This is a genomic window from Gemmatimonadota bacterium, assembly GCA_041390125.1.
In the GTDB taxonomy this organism is placed as follows: domain Bacteria; phylum Gemmatimonadota; class Gemmatimonadetes; order Longimicrobiales; family Gaopeijiaceae; genus JAGQIF01.
On the sequence record JAWKQN010000005.1, the window covers coordinates 140,422 to 163,718 of the forward strand.

Genomic DNA, 23,297 nt, shown 5'->3' on the forward strand with positions numbered 1-23,297 from the left:
CGCAAACGCACCGGCACGGCGAGCGACCCCGCGAAGGGGGCCGAGGATGCCCACCCCCGTGGCACCACCGGCTCGCCTCCCTCCAGATTCCCCCGTCGTGCCGCACGAGGAGGAACGCAGTGCTCTACATGGTGGTCGAGGACTTCCGGGATGGGAACGCCGCAGCGGTCTACCGGCGGGTCCAGGTGCAGGGACGGGCGCTTCCCGACGGCCTGCGCTACGTCGCGAGCTGGGTGCGGACCGATCTCGCCCGCTGTTGGCAGGTGATGGAGTGTGACGACCTCGCGCTGCTCGAGCAGTGGATGCAGCAGTGGTCGGATTTGGTCGAGTTCGAGATCGTCAGGGTGCTGACGTCCACGGACGCGGCGGACGCGGCGGCCGCGGCGCTGGGGACGGCGTGAGGGTCGGCTTGCAGGCGTGGGGGTCGGAGGGGGACATCCGACCGTTCCTGGCCCTTGCGGCTGCGCTGCGGCGCGCCGGGCACGACCCTTCGCTGGTGGTCACGGACCTCGACGACCGCCGGTACGATGCGGTGGCCGCTGCGCTCGATGTCCCCATCCGTACGGTAGCGACCCCGGTGGCGTCGCCGGAGGCGCTCTCGGAGATCGGACAGCGGCTCCTGAAGGCCCGGAATGCCTTCGAGCAGGGGAAGCTGATCCGCCGCCGGCTCTTCGAGCCGGCCCTCGACGAGATGGCCGCGGCGTCCCACGCGCTCTGTCGGGACAGCGACGTCGTGGTCGGCCACTTCTTCCTCCATCCCCTCCGCTCCATCGCGAAGGCGGAGGGGGTACCCGAGGTGAGCGTCACGTTGTCGGGGGACATGATCCCGTCCGCATCCTATCCGCCGACCGGGCTCCCCGCCCTGGGCGTGTGGGGCAACCGCTTCTGGTGGTGGTTGGCTCGGCAGGCGCTCCGGATGGAGTTCCTCCCGCCGGTCAACGTCCATCGCGCCCGGCTCGGTCTGCGGCCGCTCACGTCGATGACGGATGCCTGGCACTCCCGTCTGCTGGACCTCGTGGCCGTGAGCCCGTCGCTCGTCCCGCCCGCGGCGGACTGGGACCCGCGGCATCGCGTGACCGGCTTCTTCTCCCTGCCGGAGGCTGCCGACGTGGAGGCGCTTCCCGAGCCCGTCGAGCGGTTCCTGGATGCGGGTCCGCCTCCGGTGTTCATGGGATTCGGTAGCCTTGCGCCACCGACGCCGGCGGGCCGGCGCGAGACGGCCGGCATCCTCATCGCCGCCGCGCGGCGGGCCGGCGTACGCGCCATCCTGCAGAACCTCGACGCGGAGGATGCGCAGGGCGCCGACGATATACTGCACGTGGGCCGCGTCGCGCACACGCGGCTGTTTCCGCGCTGCGCCGCAGTGGTCCACCATGGCGGCGCAGGCACCACCCAGACCACCGTGCACGCGGGCGTGCCCTCCGTCGTGGTTCCTCACATCTCCGACCAGTTCGCGTGGGGCGCGCTCCTCCAGCGGGCCGGCGTCGGAGCGCGCCCCTTGCCGCGCACGCGCCTCCGCCCGGATCCCCTCGCGGCCCGCATCCGCTGGGTGCTGGGCGCCGACATGCACCAACGTGCCCGACAGCTCGCTACCGCCGTCGCCGCCGAGGACGGCCCCACCACCGCCGTCCGGCTCCTGGAAGGCGTGGTCGCCCCGCACGGTCGATCGACCTCTCCCTGACGGACGCGCCCGACCCCCGTGGCACCCTGCCGCCGCCTCAGAACCCGAACCCGACGCCTGCGTAGATCCCGGTACGTTCGGCGCTCCGGACCACGGAGAGCGAGAGCGCATTGGCGCGATCCAGGAACGCGAGCCACACGCCACCGCCCCGGCCCTGGTGCCACCCGCCCGGGGACGCACCGTCGACCCAGACGCGGCCCACGTCCCAGATGCCATAGATGCCGATCTCGGCAGGCAGGATGACGTCGACCTGAGCGACGGGCTGTCGGAGCTCCAGGTTGGCGTACAGCGCCCGGTCCCCGGCAAAGCGGTCCGACGGGAGCCCGCGAAGGTTTCTACCGCCTCCGAGTCGCGCCGCGTCCTGGAACGGGAAGTGCCCGTGTACCGTGTGGAGGCCGACGCGGACGCTCAACGCGGGTAGGCGGGACCCCGCGGCAGTGGGCTGCAGCGCCGCCCGTGCGATGGCCTGCACGGAGGCGTAGGACTCCTGCACATCCCCGACGCGCGGTCGCAGGCGGCCATCGACAGAGAGGGCCAGACCCGGACCCGACGTGGGATCGTCCAGGAGCGACACATCGACGGCCGCGTGCAGCCCGGCCGAGAGGAAGCTGCCAGCGCCGTAAACGGTATCCGCGATCTGGTTGAACAGCCGGGGCCCATCGTCGGCCTCGGCGGAGGTGTACCGGATGAACGGTCCGGCCCGCACCGTCGCGCGCATTCCGAGGGGGTGCACGATCCGGGCCTCCATGCCTCCCTCGTTCACCTCCACCTTGTAGAAGGCGCTGGCCTGGTCGGCCGTGGTCGCGTTGCCGAGCCCATAGTGCCGGAGGACGTCGATTCCGGATGCGCGGGCCTCCAACTCGAGCACGGAGCGGGAATTCTCGCGCCGCAGATCCGCCGTCGCCTCCACCAGCCCCCATCCGTCGCCGAGCGCGATCGCACCGCGCACCCAGATGTCGGAGGCGTAGGGATCCTTTCGGAAGCCATAGCGCGTCCGCTGCACGCCGCCTCCGAGGAGCAGCCCGAAGTCCGGCCCTGCGCGCACGAACGGTCGCGGGCGAATCCACCGTCCCCAGTCGCGGGGCGGATAGCGGGCGGTGTCGGACCCGATCCATTCGGGATAGGAGCGCCGGTCCAGGCGCGTCGCCGGACCGGCCACGAGCGCGCTCTCGTTTCCCGCGTCGTACAGCGTCACACCACCCGCCGCGCTGGAGTCGGTCAGGACGTCGCGCCCCCGACCGCCGATCACGCGTAGCCGGATCGGGGCACGGCCGCCCCCGCGTATGATGGCGCGGTCGTCGCCGCCCCAGAGCGCGACGCGGATCTCCTCCGTCTCGCGTGCGTCGAAGCGCCTCTCGAACCAGGGTGCGGAGAAGCCCTCGGCAGTGATGCGCACCGTCACGAACCGGTCGTCCAAGCGCTCGATCTCGAGCGCCTCGTCGGCATCCGTGGCGTGGACCTCCACCTCCTCGGCCAGCAGCGTGTAGTAGCGCTCCACCTCGTCCACGAGACCGTCGCGCCGAGCCTGGAGCTCGGCCGTGAGCCGGCTGCCGCCGACCGCGTACAGCTCGGGGGGGAGCCGTCGGACCGCATCCACCAGCACGGAATCGCTCAGGCGCTCCTGCACCCACTGCGCCGCGTCCCGCCAACCGGCCCGATCCACGCCCGCCAGGAAGCGACGATCGACCTCGCGCGCGTGCCAGTTCAGGTTGAGCGGTCGATCGAACTCCGCCTCGAAGCTGGTGAGCTGCGGGTAGTACCGCTTGGCCACGCTCAACGCGAGGCCGTCGAGCTTGACGAATGCCTCGTCGTGGTCGCGGGAGATGGGCTGCCAGTAGCGTACGGGCCCCGACTCGTCGAGCAGCGCCCAGCGCCAATTGTCGCGGTGTCGGTCGCGGTCGCCGATCAGGATGTCCACCAGGCGCGCGACCAGGAAGCCGCGGACGTCGACCTGGTCGGCCGGACCGTCCTGGATGCGTTCGAAGAGACGCTCGGGCGAGATGACCCGCAGCGCGACCCCGAATCCGCCGCGGCCTTCGTCGTCCGCTTCGTCGGGGCGCTCCTCGATCCATCCGAGCACCCCGGCGAAGGCGCTGCGGAACTCTCCGAGGCGGACATCGTCCGGCATGACGACCAGGCGAGGGGTTGCGTGCAGGACCCGGGTGCGCTCGAGGAGGGGCGCCACCACCAGGGCGCCGGCCGGATGGGAGGCGCTCGCGCCGTCCTGCAGGATATCGGCGACCAGCGTGCCCTGCAGATCGGGACGCAGACGCGCGGCCGGAGTCTTGAAGACGCTGCGGAACTGGTAGGTACGGCCGTCGCGGCCCTGGAGGCGCAGGGAGGTCGTCTGGCTGCCCACGTGGCTCCGCTCGGGGTCCAGGCCGCCCGCGAACGTCGCCAGATCGAGCACAGGCACCCGGACCGGCGTGGTCCACAGGTCGCGGTAGTGATCGCCCAGCATCCAGCGCCGGAAGGTGCCTCCGGCATAGCGCGCACCGGGCGTCGCCACCACGGTATCGCCCGGGGCACCGGGTGTGCGGGGCAGGTCCGTCTGTGCGTCCATGCGGCCCGGGCGCAGCAGCGCGGCCCACGCGAGGGCCCAGGGCCAGAGCGCCAGCGCTCGCCGTCGCCACGCGTGCGTCATCGTTGGAAGCCCAGCCCCACGTAGTACCGCGTCGATTCCCGCGACCGGGCCAGCGTGGTGCTCAGCGTGTAGTCGGGGCTCACCAGGGATGCCCACAGCCCACCGCCGTACGAGGCGTGCCAGCGCGCCCCTCCCTCCACCCGGCCCGTCTCCGCGAAGGCGCTGACCCCGAGCGTGCCGGGGAAGAGGAGGAAGATCGGGACCAGCGGTGTGCGCAGCTCGAGGCCCACCAACTGCGTGTCATCGCCGAGGAAGCGATCCTGGCGGAAACCGCGAAGCGAGCGCTGTCCGCCGAGCGTGGGCCGGTCGAACCACGGCGCCGGGCCCGAGAGGGTCGCGAGCTGCAGATACGCTGTGCCCACCAACGGTCCGGCCGCAGCGGTCCCGGTGACCTCGCCCGTGACCCGCAGGTAGCCGTCGGTGACGTCCAGCGCGGACGGAGTGGCCTCGCCTGCGATCCGGACCGTGTAGCCGTGGCGCGGAGCGAGCGGGTGGTCGCGGCCGTCCACCTCGATGCGGGCCCGCAGGCCCACCTGTGCGGTGGTGCCGAAGCCGTAGGGCTCGTCGCGCTGGACGAGCCGGGGCTCGTCCGACCGGATCGGCGACGAGTGGCGGGCGCCGATCCCGACCTCCACCGACGCGCGTTCCCGCCGCCGCCAACGGAGGCCGGTGAACACCGCGGCGGTGCGCCGATCCGCGCGGTGGAACTCCGCATCACCGGTCAGCAGCGACGCGTTGCCCGTCCCGTGCCAGTAGCGGATCTCGCGACTCGCGGCGTCCACCGTGGTCACCCACTCGCGCGTGCCGTGGGTGCTCAGGTTCATCCGCCACGTGGCACCCGCCTGGAATCCGAAATTCACGGGGTTCAACACGGTCTGGAGCTCGAGCCGGTGCGCCCACGGAAAGCGGCGGAAGCCGTAGCGACTCCACAGGAGCGTCTGCCCCAGGTACGCCCCCACGTCGCGGTTCGCACCGAGGCGCGGGTAGAGCAGGGTCCGTTGTCCCCAGTCACGGGCCCGTGCCTGGTGGGTGGCGCTCTCGGTATCGTCGGGCTCGTCGTAGTCGGCTTCCTGCACGTGCGTGCGCTCGGCGCGCTCGAAGCGGTTGTCGCCCCGGTGGTCGTAGAACGCGACGCCCGACCCCGACGTTTCGTCCCTGAAGGCGTCGTCGCCCCCACCCCCGATCACGCGGATCGCGATGGGCCCGTCCGGCGCACCGTCCACCTCCACGAGGTCGTCGTCTCCCTGCAGGTAGAGTCGGATCTCCCGCGTCTCGGTCGGCCGGAACGTGCGCTCGAAGTGCCAGGTGGCGTCGGAACCCTCCCGCCTGCGTGCGCGCGCGCGCACCGAGCCGTCCGCGAGGCGCGCAACCTCGATCCGCTCCGGCTCGTCCGTGAGGAACACGTCGACCCACCCGGCCAGGATCGCGTAGTACGCCCGGGCCGCGTCCGGGAGAGCGTCGCGCCGACTGCGCAGAGCCTGGCGCAGCGCGTCACCGGCGGCGGCTTCGAAAGCGGGAGGGAGGCGCGCGACCGCGGCGTCGAGGACGGGATCGGCCAGGGTCGCCTGCAGATCGGCGACCTCGGCTTCCCACGCGGCCCACGACAGGCCGGACAGCAGCCGACGATCGAGGGCGCGTCCGTTCCAGACGGTGCCGAACACGGACGTGTACTCCGGCCCGAAGCCGACGTATTGAGGGATCACGCGTCGGACCAGGCTCCAGACCACACCGTCGATGGCATTGAGCGCCCAGTCGCGATCGCGGGGGATCGGGTACCAGCGCGTGACGCCCCCGGACTCCGCGAACGCCGCCCAGCGCCACTGGTCGGGATGACGGTCCCAGTCCCCGACGAAGAGATCGAGCAGGCGAGCCCGCAGGAAGGCCGATGCGTCCACCCGCTGCTCCGGCTCCTCTTCGAGTCGCTCCAGGAACGTCGGCGTCGACACCACGCGCTCCGCGCCCGCGAAGGCAGGTTCACCGTCCTGGCCCTCGTCCGGACGCACCTCGATCCAGCCGACCATCCCGGCGAAGTCCCGCTGGAACTCGCCCAGCCGGGGGCTGTCGGGCATCACCACCAGGCGCGGATCGGCGTGCAGCACGCCCGCCGCGTCCAGCAGGGGGGCCACCACCATCGCCGACAGGGGGAACAGGGCTCCGATCTGATCCTGCAGCACGGTGGCCGCCAGGGTGTTGCGCAGCTGCGGATCGAGGCCCTGCGTGGCGTCCTTCTCGATGGAGCGGAAGGTGTAGACGGGTCCGTCCGCCGACTGGAGCCGGAGCGAGCGGGTCTGCAGACCGCCACCGCGACGGATCGGAGTGAGGCCGCCGGCGAAGGTGTCGAGGTCGAGCGGGGCCGCTTCCACCGGTACGGACCAGAGCCGCCGGTTCAGATCACCCAGCACGAACCGGTGGACGGGTCCCGCCGAATAGTCGGTGAGCCGCACCCGGACGGTGTCAGGAGGCGATTGCGCGTATGCCACGGGCGGCGCAGCGCCGGCGGCCAGCAGGATCAGGGTCGGGAGGTGACGGAGGGAGCGCATCGAGGGAGGATGGCGTGCCGGGCCCCGTCTGGCGAGCCGAGCGGTCCTGCCGGTCCGGCGCACGCCGCGCCTCCGGCTCCGGATGCCGCCCGCCGTCACCGGCGGGTCAGAAGCGCGCGTTCACGAGCGGCAGGTACCGGAAGCGTGCGTTGTCGGCGCGATTCAGCAGCCCGATCTGCACGCCATGCAGGACCTCCGCCGAATTGTACAGGCCGATGCTGATGCCGGTCTGGTACCCGATGCGGTTGTAGGCACCGACGCCCAGGCCGTTCAGGCGCTGCAGGTCGTTCCAGCCCACGGTGAGCGCGGCGCCCGTGACTTCGTAGGCCTTCACCTTGTAGGCGGTGGTGGCGAAGCCGCGCAGGCGGTTCTCGACGTCCACCGCCAGACCGGCAAGGGCGATCCCGTCCAGGTTGCCTCCCGAGACCACGGCCAGGCCGCCCAGCCCGAACCCCGTGAAGTCACGGGAGGCCACGACGGCCAGCCCCGCTGCCGCCACACCGCGGACATCCCCGTCGGCCACGACCGCCAGGCCGCCCGCCGCGGCTCCCTGCACGTCACCCGAGGCGACCGTGGCCAGACCGCCGGCGACCGCGCCGTCGATCCCTCCCTGGGTGACGACCGCCAGACCGCCGAGGCCGAGGCCCCGGATGGTGCCTTCGCTGACCAGCGCCAGACCGCCCGCATGCGCGCCCTGGACCTCGCCCTGGCTGACGACGGCCAGACCGGCCACGTGGCTGCCGTACACGTCGCCTTCCGACACCACGGCCAGCCCGGCCAGGCCCACGCCCCGGATCGCATCCTCGGCCACCAGCGCGAGCCCGGCGGCGCTGGCGCCCCGGATGACGCCCGTGGAGACCACGGCCAGGCCGCCCACGTTGATGCCCTCGATGGCGCGCTCGGCCACCGGCGCCAGCAGGCCCACCGTGACGCCGCGCAACCGGTCGGCCGAAGGAGCCACCAACCCGATCGAGAGCCCGGTCACGGTGCCACCGACCGGCTCGTGGGGCTTCCAGAGGGTGAGATTGACCCCGTTGACGCGCTCGATGTCGTCGTCGGTGAAGTTGATCCGGAGGCCGTTCAGACGAGGGACGTCTCCGATCCCGATGCCCCAATCGCCGAGGGCCAGCTTGAGGCCGCGCGCGTCCGGATCGTCCGAACGGGCGCGCTGGGCGGAGAGCAGACCGGGGCAGAGGAGCGCCCCGAGGGCGATGACCAGCGCGGGACGACGCAAGCGGGCGCTCATCGAGGCTCCTGTGGGCTGCGGGTGGACCGGACCGCACGGCCGACTACGCCATGTCCTCCCGCACGGTTTCGCCTCGCGCGTTCCGGGCCGGGGCGCTGTCGACCCTGGCAGGGCGGGGAAGGGCGGTCTAAACTGGCCGCACCCCTCACGCCGCCCGCTGTAGCGGTCGGTCTCCTCGCGGCTCGCACCGCATCCGTCACGTCGAGGCAAGGCATGGATCTGATCCGGCAGCTGTCCGCCCTGGGCAACCGGTACATCGTGGAGCTGGGCATCCCGGTCGGAGGCGAGACGATCCCGTTCATGGTGATCGTCCTCCTGGGCGTGGGCTTCTACCTCACGGTGCGGTTGGGGTTCGTCCAGCTGCGTCGCCTCGGGCACGGCTTCGCCGTGACCACGGGAAGGTATGACAACCCCGACGACGAGGGGGACGTCAGCCACTTCCAGGCCCTGACCACCGCGCTGTCCGCCACGGTGGGGATCGGGAACATCGCCGGGGTGGCCGTGGCCATCCACTGGGGCGGTCCGGGCGCGCTCTTCTGGATGTGGGTGACGGCGTTCCTGGGAATGGCCACCAAGTACACCGAGGTCACGCTGGCGCAGCGCTACCGCACCGCCGAGACGGAGGGTGGCTGGGCCGGCACGGTGTCCGGCGGCCCCATGTACTACATCGAGCGCGGCCTCGGGCCCAAGTGGCGCTGGATGGCCTTGTTCTTCGCGTTCATGCTGGGCATCACCGCCTTCCTCACCGGCAACGCCGTGCAGGCCAACACCGTGGCCGACAACATGGAGACGGTGTTCGGGGTGGCACCCTGGATCACCGGGCTGGTGACCTCCGCGTTGGTCGGGGCGGTCATCCTCGGGGGCATCCACCGCATCGGCCGGGTGACGGGCATCCTCGCCCCCGTGATGGCCGGCCTGTACGTCCTGGGCGCGCTCTACATCATCCTGACGAATCTGGGCCAGCTGCTCCCCACGTTCGGTCTGATCTTCCGTGAGGCGTTCAACCCGACGGCGGGCGTGGCCGGTACCGGCATGGGCGCCATCCTCGTCACGATGATGTGGGGCGTGCGCCGCGGGCTCTTCTCCAACGAAGCGGGTCAGGGGTCCGCGCCCATCGCGCACGCCGCGGCCAAGACCCCCGAGCCGGTCTCCGAGGGCGTGGTGGCGCTGCTCGAGCCGTTCATCGACACGATCGTGATCTGCACCATGACCGGGCTCGTGGTGATCATGACCGGCGTCTGGAACGACCGGATTCCCACCCAGGTGGCCCTCATCGGGGGCGATCTCACCTATCGCACCGCGGACGAGAGCGGCCGGTTCACCCGCACGCAGCCTCCCGCCGAGCTCCGCTTCGAAGACGGTCGCCACGTGGAGACCGGGCTCGGAGCCGCGCTGGTGGCCTGGCACGAGGCGCCGGTCGAAGAGCTGTTCATCGACGCAGAGCGCACGCAGCCGTTCACGGGTGTGTTGCGCACCGCGGAAGGCGTGGCGGAGGCCAGTGACGGCACGACCTACACGTTGCTGTACGGTCTGGCCGCCGAGAACGGCGCGCCGCTGACGTTGGAGGCGTTCCGCCGCGGGTTCGGCGGGATGGCGGGTGTCGGCCAGATGATCGTGGTCATCTCGGTGCTGATGTTCGCCATCTCCACCGCCATCTCGTGGAGCTACTACGGCGACCGCTGCGCCAACTACCTGTTCGGCGCGAAGGCGATCCTCCCGTACAAGATGGCGTTCGTCGTGATGCACTTCGTCGGTGCGGTCCTTCCGCTGACGGTGGTGTGGGACCTCGGTGATATCTTTCTCGCGATCGTCATCTGGCCCAACCTGATCGCGCTGGCGTTGTTGGCGGGGAAGGTGAAGGAGATGACGGACAGCTACTTCGAACGGAAGCCCTACATCCAGCAAGAGGAAGTGCACCGTGCCCGAGCAGGGAGATAAGGGATGACGACGGACTCGATGAAGAAGACCCGGCGGTTCGCGACGCCGTTGACGATGATGGTGGGAATGGCGCTCCTCGCGTGTGGAGGCGCCGAGCAGGCCGAGCCCGGGGCGGACGGCATGGCGGGTGGGGCGCCCGAGGCGGAGGCGCCCATGACGGTGCGGATCACCGAGCCGGCGGAGGGCGCCACGCTGGAGGGCCCGTTCCGGGTCGCGTTCGAGGTGGAGGGGCTGACGCTCGTCCCGGCCGGGACGGATCAGCCTCGCTCGGGTCACCACCACCTGCTGATCGATCACGACATCCCACCCAGCGGCCAGCCCATCCCGTCCACGGAAGGCTACATCCACATGGGTCAGGCCCAGCCCGAGACCATGGTCGAGGGCCTGGCGCCCGGCGAGTACCGGCTGATCGCGGTCGTGGCCGACTTCGCCCATGTGCCGCTGGAGCCCCTGGTGGTCGACACCATCCACGTGACGGTGCGTTGAGGGCGGGGTGACGGCAGAGCGGGGACCGCAGACCGGGTGAGGGGGACGGCCCGGCCGTAGGCGGAGCGAGCCGGCCGCCACCGGGAGCCCCCGCGCGGGGTCGCTCGCCGTACCGGTGTCTTTCCCTGCTTCGGCTCGCTGCGCGGATGCGGGGCGTCGGGATCGGTGCGGCTGCTCGTTGCGGGGCGCCCCGCATCCGAGCCCCCGCGCGCGGGCGCCCGGTGGCGGCCGGCTCAGGCCAGCGGGACGGGCGGCCGCCCTGCGGGCGGCCTGCGTCCCTGGTGGATCTGCCGTCCTGGTGTGTGGGCTTTGCGGGAGGACGGGCAGGCCGGAGCGGTCTTGCGGCACCGCGGGGGCCTCGCGGTCCGGGTGGCCTCGCGGCCGCTGACGCCGTGAACGTCTCCGACATCCTCGCGTCCGGGGCGGCCGCTCCCGGACGGCCCGACCCGGACGGCCCGACCACGAACGGCCTGACCGTCCACCGTGTCCCACCCATCCGGCCGGCGGGGGCGTGCACCCCGGAGCCCCGGAACGGGGGCTCGGATGCGGGGCACCCCGTGTCGCGCAGACGCGAGCGACCCGACGCCCCGCATCCGCGCAGCGAGCCGAGGAACGCAACGACACCGGTACGGCGAGCGGCCCCGAGCAGGGGCTCCGGGGTGCAGGCCCCCGCGTCCGCGTCCCTGTCCGTTGCATTTCGTCTCGCCAAACTCCATCCTGGCGCGATGGATTTCTATTCGCTGCACCGTATGGACGACGGATCGCCCAGCGAGGGACCGGCCGCCCTCGACCGCTCGATCCGCGAGGCCCGCATCGCGGTCGCCTCACACGAGGACGCGCTGCGCTCCCGCCTGGTCGACGCCTTGCGCAGCGAGGGGTTCGCCAACGCGGTGCCGCTTGTCGGGCCCGGCCCCAGCATCGCTCCTTGCGACGTCCTGGTCGTGGATCTCGGCGCGCCCGCGGCCGACGTCGACGCCTGGATCCGGGGCGCTGCCTCTGCGGCGTCCCAGCGTCCGCCCCCGTCGCGCGTCGGGATCCTCCCCAGGGACGGGGAGGGCCTTCCCCAGGGGACCCGACCCTTCGGCTCCGTGCTCCGCTCGCCGGTGGAGGAGCGGCTGCTCGGCTTCGCCGTCCGCTGCCAGCTCCTGCTGCGCCACTCGCTCGGGGCACGGGAACGCACGGTCGAGGAAGAGGCCATCTCGGGAGGGCTGGGCACGGCTCCGGTCGAGATCGAGCTGCTGCACCGGATGGCGCGTGCCGCCGAATTCCGCGTCGATCCGAGTGGCCTGCACGTCGAGCGCGTGGGTGCGTTGGCCGCGCTCATCGGGATGGCCCTCGGCTTCGAGGGGGACCGCGCGCGCCTGCTCAGGCATGCGGCTCCCCTGCACGACTTCGGCAAGATGATGATCCCGGACGCGGTGCTGCTCGATCCGGAGCCGCTGGCCCCCGAGGCGTTCGGCCTGATGAAGCTCCATGCCGCCATGGGGGCGGAGGTCCTGCGTGGGATGGGGCATCCGGTGACGGACCTGGCGGCCGAGATCGCCTGGAGCCACCACGAGCGCTGGGATGGGACCGGCTACCCGCGCGGGTTGTCGGGCGAGGAGATCCCGTTGGAGGCGCGGATCGTCGCCGTGGCCGACCTGTTCGATGCGGTGGCGCACGCGCGGGGCACCCCCGAGGATCTCGCGGAGGGCCTCTCGCTGCTGCGGGAGGAACGGGGCGGGGCGTTCGATCCCGCCGTGGTCGACGCGCTGCTGGGCCTCTGGGCGGACGGCCGCGCTGCCGCGCTCTACGAGTCCGATCGGCCCGGGCTCGACCCCACGCTCACCTGAGCGCTGCGTCCCACGCCTCGCGCAGGGACGCGACCCGCGACCGTTCCACCGGCGCCCCGGCCCGGCCGCCTTGCTGCAGCGCGCTCCCCACGATCGCGCCGTCGATCCGGGGCACCCAGTCCGCGGCGGACTGCGTCGACAGCCCGCTCCCCAGCCAGATCGGGGCGCCGGGGACGGCGGCGCGCAGACGATCGAGGTCGCCCGGATCGGCGCCTATGCCGGTGGCGCTGCCGGACAGCACCAGGGCGTCGGCGTGACCGCGCTCCCAGGTATCGGCGGCCGCGCGTTCCAGCGTGAGACCCGGGGGCGGCACCGCGTGCTTGACGAACACGTCCGCGAGGATGGCCACAGCGGGCGCGGTGCGGTCACGCATGCGCACGGTGTGGTGGGCGCGCCCTTCGATCCAACCTTGGTCGGTGACCATCGCGCCCACGTGCACGTTCACGCGGATGAAGCGGGCGCCGGTCGCCGCGGCGATGGCCAGCGCCGAGTGCGCGTCGTTGCGCAGCACGTTGACGCCCACGGGTCGCGCGCTCCGCTCGACCACCGCCGCGACGATGCGCGTCAGCGCGGCGAGGGTCAGGCGAGGGACCCGCCGGGGTTGGAAGGGGGCGTCCCCGTAGTTCTCCACCAGGACCGCGTCCACGCCCCCTTTCTCCAACGCAGACAGGTCCGAGAGCGCGCGTTCGAGCGCGGGCCCGGGCGTCGGGGCCGCGCCTGGTGCCCCCGGCAGTGGGGGGAGGTGGATCATCCCCACGAGGGGGCGGGTGACGCCGAAGAGCCGCGGCAGGTCGATGCGTGCGCTCGCGTGATTCATCGGGTCCTCCCGTCGAGGTCGTCGTCGCGTGGTCTCGAGGACGTGATCCGGCCGGGCAGGACCGCCGCCTCCCCGAACCGTGCCCGCAGACGATCGACGGCCTGTCCGAGCCGTCGCTCGCGCTCCCCCTCCACCCGACCCCTGGTGCCGAAGAACTCGAGCTGCCGGGTCTCGACGGCGGGCGCCAGCCCCGAGACACCCACGCCGAGCAGGCGCGCCGGACGGCGGCGCTTGCGCCGCAGCGACTCCAGGAGCTCGCGACCCACCCGGTACAGGGCGCCGTCGGATTCGACGGGTTCGGGAAGCGTGCGCGCGGCCGTGCGCGTGGTGAAGTCGGCGTCACGGAGTTTCACGGTCACCGTGCGGGTGCGCAGCCCGGCCTTCCGGAGCGAACCGCCGACGGCGATGGCCAGCTTGAAGAGGTGCTCCTCCAGCAGGTCGTCGGCATCCAGGTCGGACAGGAAGGTCCGTTCGGAGCTGATCGACTTGCGCGGCTCGTCGGGGTCGACCGTCGAGCCATCCTCACCGCGGATGCGGCGGTGGAGCCAGGCGCCGCGGGCGTCCCCGAACCAGCGCTGCAGCCACACCTCCTCCACCTCCAGCGCCTCCGCCACGGTGACGAGACCGCGGCGTGCGAGCGCGGCGGCCAGCGTGGGCCCGACCCCGGGGATGGCGGCGAGGTCGAAGCGGCGCATGAACTCGCCTTCCGAACCCGGCGCGACCACGTGCACGCCTCCGGGCTTGGCGAGCGAGGTGGCGAGCTTGGCCACGATCCGCGTGGTTCCGCCCCCCACGGAGACCGAGATCTCCGAGCGGGCGTGCACGGCCGCCCTCAGCGAGTGCGCCAACGCGTCGAGGTCTGCGTACCCGGGCAGGCGCTCCGTGCCGCTCAGGTCCAGGTAGAATTCGTCGATCGACGCCGCCTGCACCACCGGAGCGACGTCCGTCAACGCGTCGCGCACCCGGTGCGATCGCTCGAGGCAGGCACCTCGCGGAACGGGGACCACGGTGGCCTGCGGACACAGGCGCAGGGCCTGTCCGGTCGGCATGCCCGAGCGCACTCCGAACCCACGCACCGGGTACGAGGCCGATGTCACCACGCCCCGGCCCCCCGGCGTACCCCCCACGATCAGGTGCGTCTTGCGGCCCGCGCCCTCGGGATCGAGCAGCTGCGCCACCTGCACGTAGAACATGTCGCAGTCCACGTGCAGGATGCGTCGGGGCAGGGCGGTCATGGTCGGAGCGCGGGGCCTCGAAGGGGGTCGGCGGCTCGGACCGGAAGGTAGGGAAGGGGGTACCGCCCCACCACGGGTCCCGCCGGGAGCCGTCCCACCACCACCGCCACCGGGAGGTCTGCGAATATGCCGTATCCCTTCAAGCTCCCCGACCTCGGCTATGCCTACGATGCGCTCGAGCCCCACATCGACGCGCGTACGATGGAGATCCACCACGGGAAGCACCACCAGGGCTACACGAACAACCTGAACTCCGCCCTGGAGAAGCACTCCGCTCTGCACGGCAAGTCGGCAGAGGAGATCCTGCGCGACCTGGGCTCGGTCCCGGAGGAGATCCGCACGGCGGTGCGCAACAACGGCGGCGGCTTCGTCAACCACGCGATGTTCTGGCAGCTCATGACGCCGGGTGGCGCCTCCAGCCCGACGGGTGGGCTGAAGGAGGCGCTCGACTCCACCTTCGGCTCGTTCGACGAATTCAAGACCCGCTTCAAGGCGGCGGCGGGCGGCCGCTTCGGATCGGGATGGGGCTGGCTGGTGCTCGGGGACGGCGGCGCGCTGGAGATCTACTCCACCGCCAACCAGGACAGCCCGCTCATGGAGGGCCACACGCCCATCCTGGGCGTCGACGTGTGGGAGCACGCCTACTACCTCAAGTACCAGAACCGCCGGCCGGACTACCTGGACGCGTTCTGGAACGTCGTCAACTGGGACGTGGTGGGGGACGCCTACACCAAGGCCCGGTAGGATCCGCCCCGCGCGGGATGCGCGGCCGCACCCCGCGGAGGACCGCTGACGCTCGGGCGGGAGTGCCGATCGCGCTCCCGCCCGTTCAGCGTGGGACCCACACCACCGCCACCTCGGCGACGTGGATGTCGGATTTCTCCAGCCCCACCTGCAGGGTTTCGATGGCCGCAGCGCGTTGGGCCCAGCGGCGGTCGATCTCGAGCAGCTCGTCGGCCAGCTCCGCCTCGAGCGCCTCCAGCTCGGACTCCTTCTCCTGCGCGCGGTTCTCGGCCGAGTCGAGACGCTGCACCGCGCCCGCGGTCGATCCGCGCCGGCTCGACGCCCGCCTGAGCTCGGTGGCGATCGAACGGGTCGTGCGCTTTCCTCCGAGGAACGCGGACAGGACCGACCCCACACCCGAGAGCACTTCCTGGCTGCGGCGATGGCGCGCCGTCTCCTGGAGCTCCTCGACCCGGTCCTCCGCCTTGGCGAGCGCCTGGCGCACCGAGTCCATCCGCTTCTCCATCCGGTCCCGGATGCGTGCGGCCTCCGCATCCTCCTCCGTCTCCGCGGCGTCGTGGCACCGGGCGGCGAACGCGGCGCGGTCCTCATCCACGCGCGAATAGAGCTTGAGCTCACGGTTCACGAGGACCTCGACCTGCCGGTTGCGATACAGGTGCTCCTTGAGCGCCGCCTCGAGCTCGCTGAACCAGCGCCGCTCGTCGAGCGGCGCTTCCGGCGCGACGTAGCTCCCGGCACGGACCGGGCGTTCCCGCAGGTCCCGCGCATCGTAGTCCACCTGCAGTCCGCTGGTCGGATCCACCACGCGCTCGAGCGGGAAGAACACGGCCTCCCACTCCTCCTGGTGCCTCAGATCCGCCTTGGTCTCGTCGAACAGCAGCTGCACCCGGGCGACGACGGCGGCCTCGTACCGGTCGGACGTGGGGTTCGCGCCGATGCTGCCGGACCACGGAGCGGCCGGATCGAGGTGATAGACGGGAACGCCCGCGGCCACGGTCGGCGGCGCGAGGAGGGCATCGTCGGCGGGCGGCGGGGAGGTCGGTGCGCTCGGAGCCGCCACGGACGACCCGACCACGTCCACGCCGGGATGGGCGGGCGCCTTCTCCATCCGATCCGCCATCAGACGCTGGATCTGGTCGCGGGTGAGCGGCCCGCGCAGATACGATAGGGCCCACCGTGTCGTGAAGAGCGCCGGAGGTGCGCCGCGTGTGGTGTGCAGCACGAACTCGCGGGCACCGAGTCCGGAGATGGTCTCGCCGAGCGCGTTCGTGTCCACGCCGCCCGCCGCGGAGGACAGCCCGTCCATGAGGCGCGCCTTGTCCCGCTCCGTCTGCAGGCGCCCGATCATCCAGGTGCCCGCGTTCGAGAGGGCCTTGTAGTCCACGTCCACGGGGTTCTGCGTGGAGAGCACCATGCCCACCCCGAAGGCTCGCGCCTGCTTGAGCAAGGTGAGGATGGGCTTCTTGGACGGGGGCGCGGCGGTCGGCGGTACGTAGCCGAAGACCTCGTCCATGTAGACGAGCGCCCGCAGGTCGCTGGTGCCCGGCAGGCCGCGCATCCACGTGATGGTGCGCGACAGCAGGAGCGTCACCACGAACTGCCGTTCGGCGTCGGACAGGTGGGCGAGGCTCACGATCGCACAGCGTGGCCTCCCGTCCGGAGCCCGCAGGAGCGTGGCCGGATCCAGGGGCGGCCCCTGCGTCCACGTGGCGAACGACGGCGCTGCGATCAGCCCGTTCAGGCGCATGGCGAGCGCCATGCGGTCCCGTGCGGGGAAGAACGTGTCCAGCTCGAAGACGCCCAGCTTGCGCAGCGGGGGGTCGGTCACCTGCAGCACCAGCCCGGGCAGGTCCAGGGCGCGGCCCTGTGCCCACGCGTGTCCGATGAGCGAGGAGAGGAGGATGTGCTCGCGGCTGGCGATGGGATCCGCCTCGATGCCCACCAGCCCGAGCAGGCTGGTGACGAAGCCCTCGATCTCGTCCGCGCGGGTCTCGGCGTCCACCCCCTCGGCGGGCGGGGTCAGCGAGCCCACGACGTCGAGGCCCACACCGGCGCTCGAGCCCGGCGTATAGATCACCAGGTCCGCCCGCTCGCGCAGGGCGCGCACCCGCTCGGCGCCGAGGCCCCACCCCTGCAGCCCGTCGCGCCACTTCGCGGCCTGCTGCTCCGCGTAGGCGGCGACCGTGACGCCCTTGCGTTCCGCATCGCCGGGGTTGACCCACGGCTCGAACTGCGCGGGGCTGAGGTCCGGGAAGGTCAGCAACAGGTTGCCGAGGTCTCCCTTGGGGTCGATGGCCAGGACCGGAATGCCCTGTAGCAGCGCCTCTTCGATGGCCACGATGCCGAGACCGGTCTTGCCCGAGCCGGTCATCCCGACGATCACGCCGTGCGTGGTCAGGTCGGAGGCGCGCAGGTGGACGGGCTCGGCCGTCCGCGCCCGGGTGAGGGGATCGAGTCGGGCGCCGAGCTCGAGGTGTCCGGCTGGGGCGGGCATGATCGCTCTCTCGGGGGAGGGGATACGGGGGCGTGGGGCCACGAGCGGGCTGCAAGATTTGCCGGCCTGGCCGGACCAGCAAGGGTCTCGCGCCCCAAGGGGTTGCGGGGATGTGCTTCATCTGTTTACATGTGCCCCCTCCGGTCGCGCGGGGGCCCGGACCTTGCCCCGCCGGCCAGCATCGCCGATGGCAACCAGAACGCGGGTGCCCCCTCCGGGCTCCACCGGACCCAACAGCGACGATGACTCCTTCCACGCGTACCGGCCGAATCCTCCGCTCCGGGACGAGGGCGCTCGCCCTCCTCCTGCTCCAGACCGCACCCGTCGCGGCGCAGAGTCTGCGCGGATCGCCCGCCTCGCTGGATCGTCAGAACGACCAGGCCCGGGGGCACGACTACACGTACCTGGCCTCGGCCGCGCAGGTCCGGCGCTTCATCGAGAGCGGCTATCTCGTGCGCCTCGACGGCAATCCGGACTACAGCCTCAAGGCCGTCTCGTTTCCCTACGCGCGGCCCGAGGTGAAGATGTTCGTGGAGCGGCTCGCGGCGCAGTATCGGCGGGCCTGCGGCGAGGAGCTCGTCGTCACGTCCCTGACCCGTCCGCTCTCGCGTCAGCCGCGCAACGCGTCCGACCGCTCGGTCCATCCGACCGGCATGGCCATCGATCTGCGGCGGAGCAACAGCCCTGCCTGCCGCAGCTGGCTGGAGCGCGTCCTGCTCGAGCTGGAAGGGAAGCGGGTCCTCGAGGCCACCCGCGAACGGCGGCCGCCCCACTACCACGTCGCGATCTTCCCGCGGCCGTACGCCAGCTACGTCGCCCAGCTCACCGGCACCGAGGCCGAGCCCGAGCGCGTGGCGCCCGGTGAGGTGGATCATCGCGTCGCGCGGGGCGAGAGCCTGTGGGTCATCGCGCAGCGCTACGGCACGACGCTCGACTCCATCCGGCAGGCCAACGGACTCTCGAGCAGCCGCATCTATGCGGGTCAGCTCCTCAGGGTGCCCGTTGCCCGTTGATGGCGGATCCGAGCGGCGCTCCTCCCGGATCCTGGACACCGAGTCCCTCTCGAGCCGAGCCCGCTACGACCTCCTGACCTCCCTGGTGGTCCCGCGGCCCATCGGCTGGATCTCCACCGCGTCGGCGGCTCGCGTGCCCAACCTGGCGCCGTACAGCTTCTTCGCCGCGCTCTCGGCCAGCCCGATGCTCGTGGGCATCGCCATCGGCGCACGGCGGGGCGGGGCGCTCAAGGACTCGCTGTCCAACCTGCGCGCCCGGCCGTGGTTCTGCGTCAACGTGGTCACGGTCGACCAGCTCGAACGGATGAACCGCACGGCGGCCGATCTGCCTCCGGAGACGTCGGAATTCGACTTCGGAGGATCTGCCCTGTCGTGGCCGACCGACGTGGAAGCTCCGTTCGTCGCGGACTGCCCGGCGGTGCTGGTCTGCCGCCTGGAGCGTGAGATCGGCCTGGAGCCCTCCACCTCCACGTTGGTGATCGGCCGCGTCACCGAGGTGCGGCTGGATCCCGATCTGGAGCTGGAGCCCGACTCGTACCGGGTGAGCCCGCGGGCGCTGCCCGTGGTGGGACGCCTGGGCGGCAACGCCTACGTGCTGCCCGGACCCATCCAGGAGCTCGCGCGGCCGGACGGGCGCGGCGGCTGAGAACGCCGCCCGTCCAGGGACGCCCCCGACGCCACCGAGGACACCGCTGAAGCTCGACCTGCCCCCCACGAGCCGGCCCATCAGCCTCCAGGGCATCCTGCGCCTGGAGTATCTCGGCCGCCTGGCCGTGGCCGGGGGCATCCTGCTCGCCGCCCTGATCGGCTGGGGCGCCGCGCCCCCGGACCAGACGGTCGCGGCCGCCATGATCTTCCTGGGCACGGCGGTCTTCACCGGCTGGTCCTACCGGCTCACCCACGTCCACGGCGTCGAGCCGATCGTCTCGTTCCGGCTGGCGCAGTCGCTCTTCGACGTGCTGCTGACCACGTCGGTGATCCACCTCACGGGGGGTGCCCAGAGCCCCTTCACGCCCGTCTACATCCTGGTGCTGACCGCGGCTGCCCTCATGCTGCCGGCCTGGGGCCAGCTCGTGGTGTGGGCGTCCACGACGGCCATGTTCGCGGGCGACGTCGCGTGGGCCCACCCGGAGACCTTCCGGGCCAGCACCGTCGTGCTGCTCGGCCTCTTCGCGCTGGTGTCGGTCGTCACCGGCTGGTTGGGCGCGGGGCTCCGGCGGGCCGGGTTGACCCTGGGCGCAGTGGAATCCGAGCTGCGCCAGCTCCGCCTGGACACCGGGGACATCCTGGCCAACCTGAGCACGGGCCTGTTGACGGTGGACGGGCAGGGCCGGCTCGCGTACATCAACCAGGCCGCCGAGAAGCTGCTCGGGCTGGACGCGGCCTCCTGGCTGGGGCGGCCGGTGCTGGCGGAGGTCGACGCGAAGGCCCCGGGCCTCGCCGAAGTGATCCAGCGCTCCAGCCGCGAGGGCAGCCCGGTGCTGCGCCGGAAGCTGGACGCCCGCCTGCAGGGGGAGCCGTCCATCCTGGGCGTGTCGACCGCGGTCCTGGCGGGAAGCGGCAGCGGTCTGCCCTCGGTGACGGCCATCTTCCAGGACATCACGGACGCGGAGCGCCTGGAGGGGCTGAAGATCCGGGCCGAGCGCCTCGAGGCCGTGGCGGAGCTGTCCGCCTCGCTGGCCCACGAGATCAAGAACCCGTTGGCCTCCATCCGGAGCTCGGTGGAGCAGATCGCCAAGCCGTCCCTGGATGCCGAGGATCGGGCCGTCCTCCAGAGCCTGGTCCTGACGGAGTCCGACCGACTCAGCCGCCTCCTGTCCGAGTTCATCGAGTTCGCGCGCATCCGGGGTGGGCGGGTGGAGGACGTGGACCTGTCGGAGCTGGTCCGGAACGCTCTGGCCCTGGCGCTCCAGCACCCCGACGCGCCCGAGGACGCCCGGGTCGCCGTCGAAGGGCTGGAGCGTCCCCTGCGCGTGCGCGGCGACGAGGACCTCCTCCATCGGGCGGTCTTCAACCTGATCCTGAACGCGCTCCAGTTCGCCGGGGCCGCCGGACAGGTGCGCGTCACGCTGGCGGGTCCCTCGGAGGAGGAACGCGCCCCCCTGCCGGACGCCGAGGATGCGATCCGGATCACGGTGGAGGACTCTGGCCCGGGAGTTGCCATCGAGGACCTCGGCCGCGTCTTCGAGCCGTTCTACACGACGCGCAAGGGGGGAAGCGGCCTCGGGCTGGCGGTCGTGCACCGAGCGGTGGACGCCCATCAGGGAAGCGTGTGGGTGGACAACGGGGCGCTCGGGGGCGCCCGGTTCGTCATGGTGCTCCCCGCAGCGGGGACCGCGGGAGAACAGGGTGAGTGAGGCCATCCGGATACTGGTCGTCGACGACGAGACGAGCATCCTCGATTCCTTGAGGATCCTCTTCAAGGGCGAGGGTTTCGACGTCTCCACCGCGCTGGGCGGAACCCAGGGCCTGGAGGCGCTGGAGACCCAGCACCCGGACGTCGTGCTCACGGACATCCGCATGCCGGGTGCGACCGGGATCGACGTCCTGCAGCGCGCCCGTGAGGTGGACCCGGAGATGCCGGTCATCCTCATGACGGCGCAGGCATCGCTCCAGTCGGCCATGCGGGCCGTCAACGAGGGTGCGTACTACTACCTGCAGAAGCCCTTCGCGAACGACGAGCTCATCGCCATCTGCAAGCGAGCGGCGGAGGCGCGTCACCTGCGGGTGGAGAACCGCGAGCTCAAGCGCGAGATCAAGCGTCGCGACAAGAAGCGGGGCGAGCGTCCCATCGGGCGCAGCCGCGAATTCATCGAGATCCTGAAGCTGGCCGAGACCGTGGCTCCCCAGGAGTCGACGGTGCTCATCGGGGGCGAGAGCGGAACCGGAAAGGAGGTGCTGGCGCGCTTCATCCACGCCAACTCCTCGCGCGCCGAACGACCCTTCTTCTCCATCAACTGCGGGGCGCTCACCGAGAGTCTGCTCGAGAGCGAGCTCTTCGGTCATGTGAAGGGGGCGTTCACGGGGGCAGTCAAGGACAAGGAAGGGCTGCTCGTGGCCGCCGCCGGGGGAACGCTCTTCCTGGACGAGGTCGGCGAGTTGTCGCCCGCCACGCAGGTCAAGCTGCTGCGGGCCCTCCAGGAGCGGGAGGTGATCCCCGTCGGCGCGACCGAGGCGGTCGCCATCGACGTCCGCATCCTGGCGGCCACCAACCGCGAGTTGGAGGACGAGATCCGGCGCGGCGCGTTCCGCAGCGATCTCTACTACCGCCTCAACGTGATCCAGCTGCGCCTGCCGGCGCTCCGTGAGCGGCGCGACGACATCCCCCTCCTGGCCGAGCACTTTCTCCGCATCATGCAGGAGCGGACCGGTGCCGAGGCGGCCCTGGAGGTGGAGGCCGAAGCCATGGACCGCTTGCTCGAATACGATTGGCCCGGGAACGTGCGCGAGCTGGAGAACGCGCTGGAGCGGGCGGCGGTGCTCAGCAAGGGCCGCGCGATCGGATTGGGGGGACTGCCCGAGCGGGTCCGCGAGGCCAAGCCCGTGCGCCTGGTGGCGGATGCCCCACCGTCCAATCCCACCATGGAGGTGGTCGAGCGCGCCTATATCCTCTGGGTGTTGCAGGCGGAGGGAGGGAACAAGACCAAGGCCGCTGAGGTTCTCGGGATCGATCCCTCGACGCTCTACCGCAAACTCAACCGGTACGGACTGGACGGATGAACGACGCCCTCAGGCTCTCTGTGGTCATCCCCTGCTACAACGAGATCCGCACCGCGGAGCGGCTCCTGCGCCGTGTGCGCCAGGTTCCGCTCGACCTGGAGGTGGTGGTCGTCGACGACGGCTCCACGGACGGGACGCGCGATCTCCTGAAGCGTCTGGAGGCGGAGGGCCTGATCCAGGTGCTCGTCTTCCACGAGGTGAACCAGGGGAAGGGCGCAGCGCTGCGCACGGGATTCGCGCGGGCCACGGGGGACGTGATCGTCGTGCAGGACGCGGATCTCGAATACGACCCCGCCGAGCTTCCCACCCTGATGGAGCCCATCCGGCTCGGACAGGCCGACGCCGTCTTCGGCTCCCGCTTTCTCGGCGGACCCCACCGCGTCCTGTTCTTCTGGCACATGATGGGCAACCGCGTGCTCACGCTGTTCTCCAACATGTGCACGGACCTGAACCTCACGGACATGGAGACCTGCTACAAGATGGTCCGTGCGGATCTCCTGAAGACGCTGTCGCTCTCGGCGGACCGCTTCGGCATCGAGCCGGAGCTGACGGCTCGGCTGGCCCAGGCCCGCGCCATCATCTACGAGATGCCCATCAGCTACCACGGTCGCTCCTACGCCGAGGGCAAGAAGATCGGCTGGAAGGACGGGGTCTCCGCGCTGTGGCACATCTTCAAGTGCAACTTCCTGGACGCGAAGGCCAAGCCGTTCGAGCGCCCGGAGCGCCGGGCCTTCCCCCGCACCGCGGCCGAGGATCGCGCCTGGTCCGAGCAGCGCGACGAAGCGCTGCCCGCTCCGACGCCCGTGCCGGATCCCTCCGGCGCCCGCTCCGGATGAGCGGGTGGCGGTCGGCGCGTTCCCGCGAAGGGACGATCCGCCCGCTCCGCTCCTCACGCCACCCTCGCGGG

17 protein-coding genes are annotated in these 23,297 nt (G+C 71.7%); 11 read left to right on the forward strand and 6 right to left on the reverse strand.

The features are described 5' to 3' along the window. The first annotated feature begins 128 nt into the window (after positions 1-128). Both R3E98_05505 and R3E98_05510 read left to right on the forward strand, forming a co-directional pair. On the forward strand, positions 129-401 hold the full coding sequence (locus tag R3E98_05505; protein ID MEZ4422843.1) for a DUF3303 family protein: 273 nt from the start codon (positions 129-131) through the stop codon (positions 399-401). Further along, a complete protein-coding gene (locus R3E98_05510) occupies positions 398-1,681 on the forward strand; it encodes a glycosyltransferase (GenBank protein ID MEZ4422844.1) in 1,284 nt (427 codons plus the stop codon). Before R3E98_05505 ends, R3E98_05510 begins: the two co-directional genes overlap by 4 nt. A gap of 37 nt (positions 1,682-1,718) precedes the next feature. On the opposite strand, the gene R3E98_05515 is transcribed toward R3E98_05510, so the two are convergent. The 3 genes from R3E98_05515 to R3E98_05525 all read right to left on the reverse strand — a co-directional run bounded on the left by R3E98_05515 (position 1,719) and on the right by R3E98_05525 (position 8,111). Further along, positions 1,719-4,325 carry a hypothetical protein gene (locus R3E98_05515; GenBank protein ID MEZ4422845.1) on the reverse strand — a complete coding sequence of 869 codons (2,607 nt, stop codon included), beginning with the start codon at positions 4,323-4,325 and terminating at the stop codon, positions 1,719-1,721. Next, positions 4,322-6,865, reverse strand: coding sequence for a BamA/TamA family outer membrane protein (locus R3E98_05520; GenBank protein MEZ4422846.1), 2,544 nt, complete (start codon positions 6,863-6,865; stop codon positions 4,322-4,324). The genes R3E98_05515 and R3E98_05520 overlap by 4 nt, the downstream gene beginning before the upstream one ends. Positions 6,866-6,971: 106 nt before the next feature. Continuing rightward, on the reverse strand, positions 6,972-8,111 hold the full coding sequence (locus R3E98_05525) for a hypothetical protein (protein MEZ4422847.1): 1,140 nt from the start codon (positions 8,109-8,111) through the stop codon (positions 6,972-6,974). Between the two features lie 213 nt (positions 8,112-8,324). On the opposite strand from R3E98_05525, the gene R3E98_05530 reads away from it, so the two are divergent. From R3E98_05530 to R3E98_05540, 3 genes are all read left to right on the forward strand, one after another. Further along, a complete protein-coding gene (locus R3E98_05530; GenBank protein ID MEZ4422848.1) occupies positions 8,325-10,049 on the forward strand; it encodes a sodium:alanine symporter family protein in 1,725 nt (574 codons plus the stop codon). Between the two features lie 3 nt (positions 10,050-10,052). Continuing rightward, on the forward strand, positions 10,053-10,535 hold the full coding sequence (locus R3E98_05535) for a DUF4399 domain-containing protein (GenBank protein MEZ4422849.1): 483 nt from the start codon (positions 10,053-10,055) through the stop codon (positions 10,533-10,535). A gap of 725 nt (positions 10,536-11,260) precedes the next feature. Further along, entirely contained in the window at positions 11,261-12,367 is a 1,107-nt protein-coding gene (locus R3E98_05540) for an HD domain-containing protein (GenBank protein ID MEZ4422850.1), read from the forward strand. Here the strand turns inward: R3E98_05540 and R3E98_05545 are convergent. Both R3E98_05545 and R3E98_05550 read right to left on the reverse strand, forming a co-directional pair. Then, the gene (locus tag R3E98_05545; protein ID MEZ4422851.1) at positions 12,360-13,184 is read right to left on the reverse strand and encodes a BtpA/SgcQ family protein; all 825 of its coding nucleotides are present in this window, start codon (positions 13,182-13,184) and stop codon (positions 12,360-12,362) included. The two genes, R3E98_05540 and R3E98_05545, sit on opposite strands and share 8 nt — an antisense overlap. Beyond that, entirely contained in the window at positions 13,181-14,419 is a 1,239-nt protein-coding gene (locus tag R3E98_05550; GenBank protein MEZ4422852.1) for a DNA polymerase IV, read from the reverse strand. The genes R3E98_05545 and R3E98_05550 overlap by 4 nt, the downstream gene beginning before the upstream one ends. Positions 14,420-14,545: 126 nt before the next feature. Between R3E98_05550 and R3E98_05555 the strand changes: the two genes are divergently transcribed. Beyond that, the gene (locus R3E98_05555) at positions 14,546-15,163 is read left to right on the forward strand and encodes a superoxide dismutase (protein MEZ4422853.1); all 618 of its coding nucleotides are present in this window, start codon (positions 14,546-14,548) and stop codon (positions 15,161-15,163) included. An 85-nt stretch (positions 15,164-15,248) separates the two neighbouring features. Here the strand turns inward: R3E98_05555 and R3E98_05560 are convergent, their stop codons facing one another. After that, on the reverse strand, positions 15,249-17,657 hold the full coding sequence (locus tag R3E98_05560) for a DUF87 domain-containing protein (GenBank protein MEZ4422854.1): 2,409 nt from the start codon (positions 17,655-17,657) through the stop codon (positions 15,249-15,251). A 242-nt stretch (positions 17,658-17,899) separates the two neighbouring features. Between R3E98_05560 and R3E98_05565 the strand changes: the two genes are divergently transcribed. The 5 genes from R3E98_05565 (at position 17,900) to R3E98_05585 (ending at position 23,226) form a co-directional block, all read left to right on the forward strand. Continuing rightward, positions 17,900-18,670: a DUF5715 family protein gene (locus tag R3E98_05565; GenBank protein ID MEZ4422855.1), complete on the forward strand. Its 771-nt coding sequence runs from the start codon at positions 17,900-17,902 to the stop codon at positions 18,668-18,670. After that, the gene (locus R3E98_05570; protein ID MEZ4422856.1) at positions 18,660-19,316 is read left to right on the forward strand and encodes a flavin reductase family protein; all 657 of its coding nucleotides are present in this window, start codon (positions 18,660-18,662) and stop codon (positions 19,314-19,316) included. Before R3E98_05565 ends, R3E98_05570 begins: the two co-directional genes overlap by 11 nt. Positions 19,317-19,443: 127 nt before the next feature. Then, positions 19,444-21,027, forward strand: coding sequence for an ATP-binding protein (locus tag R3E98_05575; protein MEZ4422857.1), 1,584 nt, complete (start codon positions 19,444-19,446; stop codon positions 21,025-21,027). Continuing rightward, positions 21,020-22,390, forward strand: coding sequence for a sigma-54 dependent transcriptional regulator (locus R3E98_05580; GenBank protein MEZ4422858.1), 1,371 nt, complete (start codon positions 21,020-21,022; stop codon positions 22,388-22,390). Before R3E98_05575 ends, R3E98_05580 begins: the two co-directional genes overlap by 8 nt. Then, entirely contained in the window at positions 22,387-23,226 is an 840-nt protein-coding gene (locus tag R3E98_05585; GenBank protein MEZ4422859.1) for a glycosyltransferase family 2 protein, read from the forward strand. The genes R3E98_05580 and R3E98_05585 overlap by 4 nt, the downstream gene beginning before the upstream one ends. Positions 23,227-23,297: the final 71 nt, after the last annotated feature.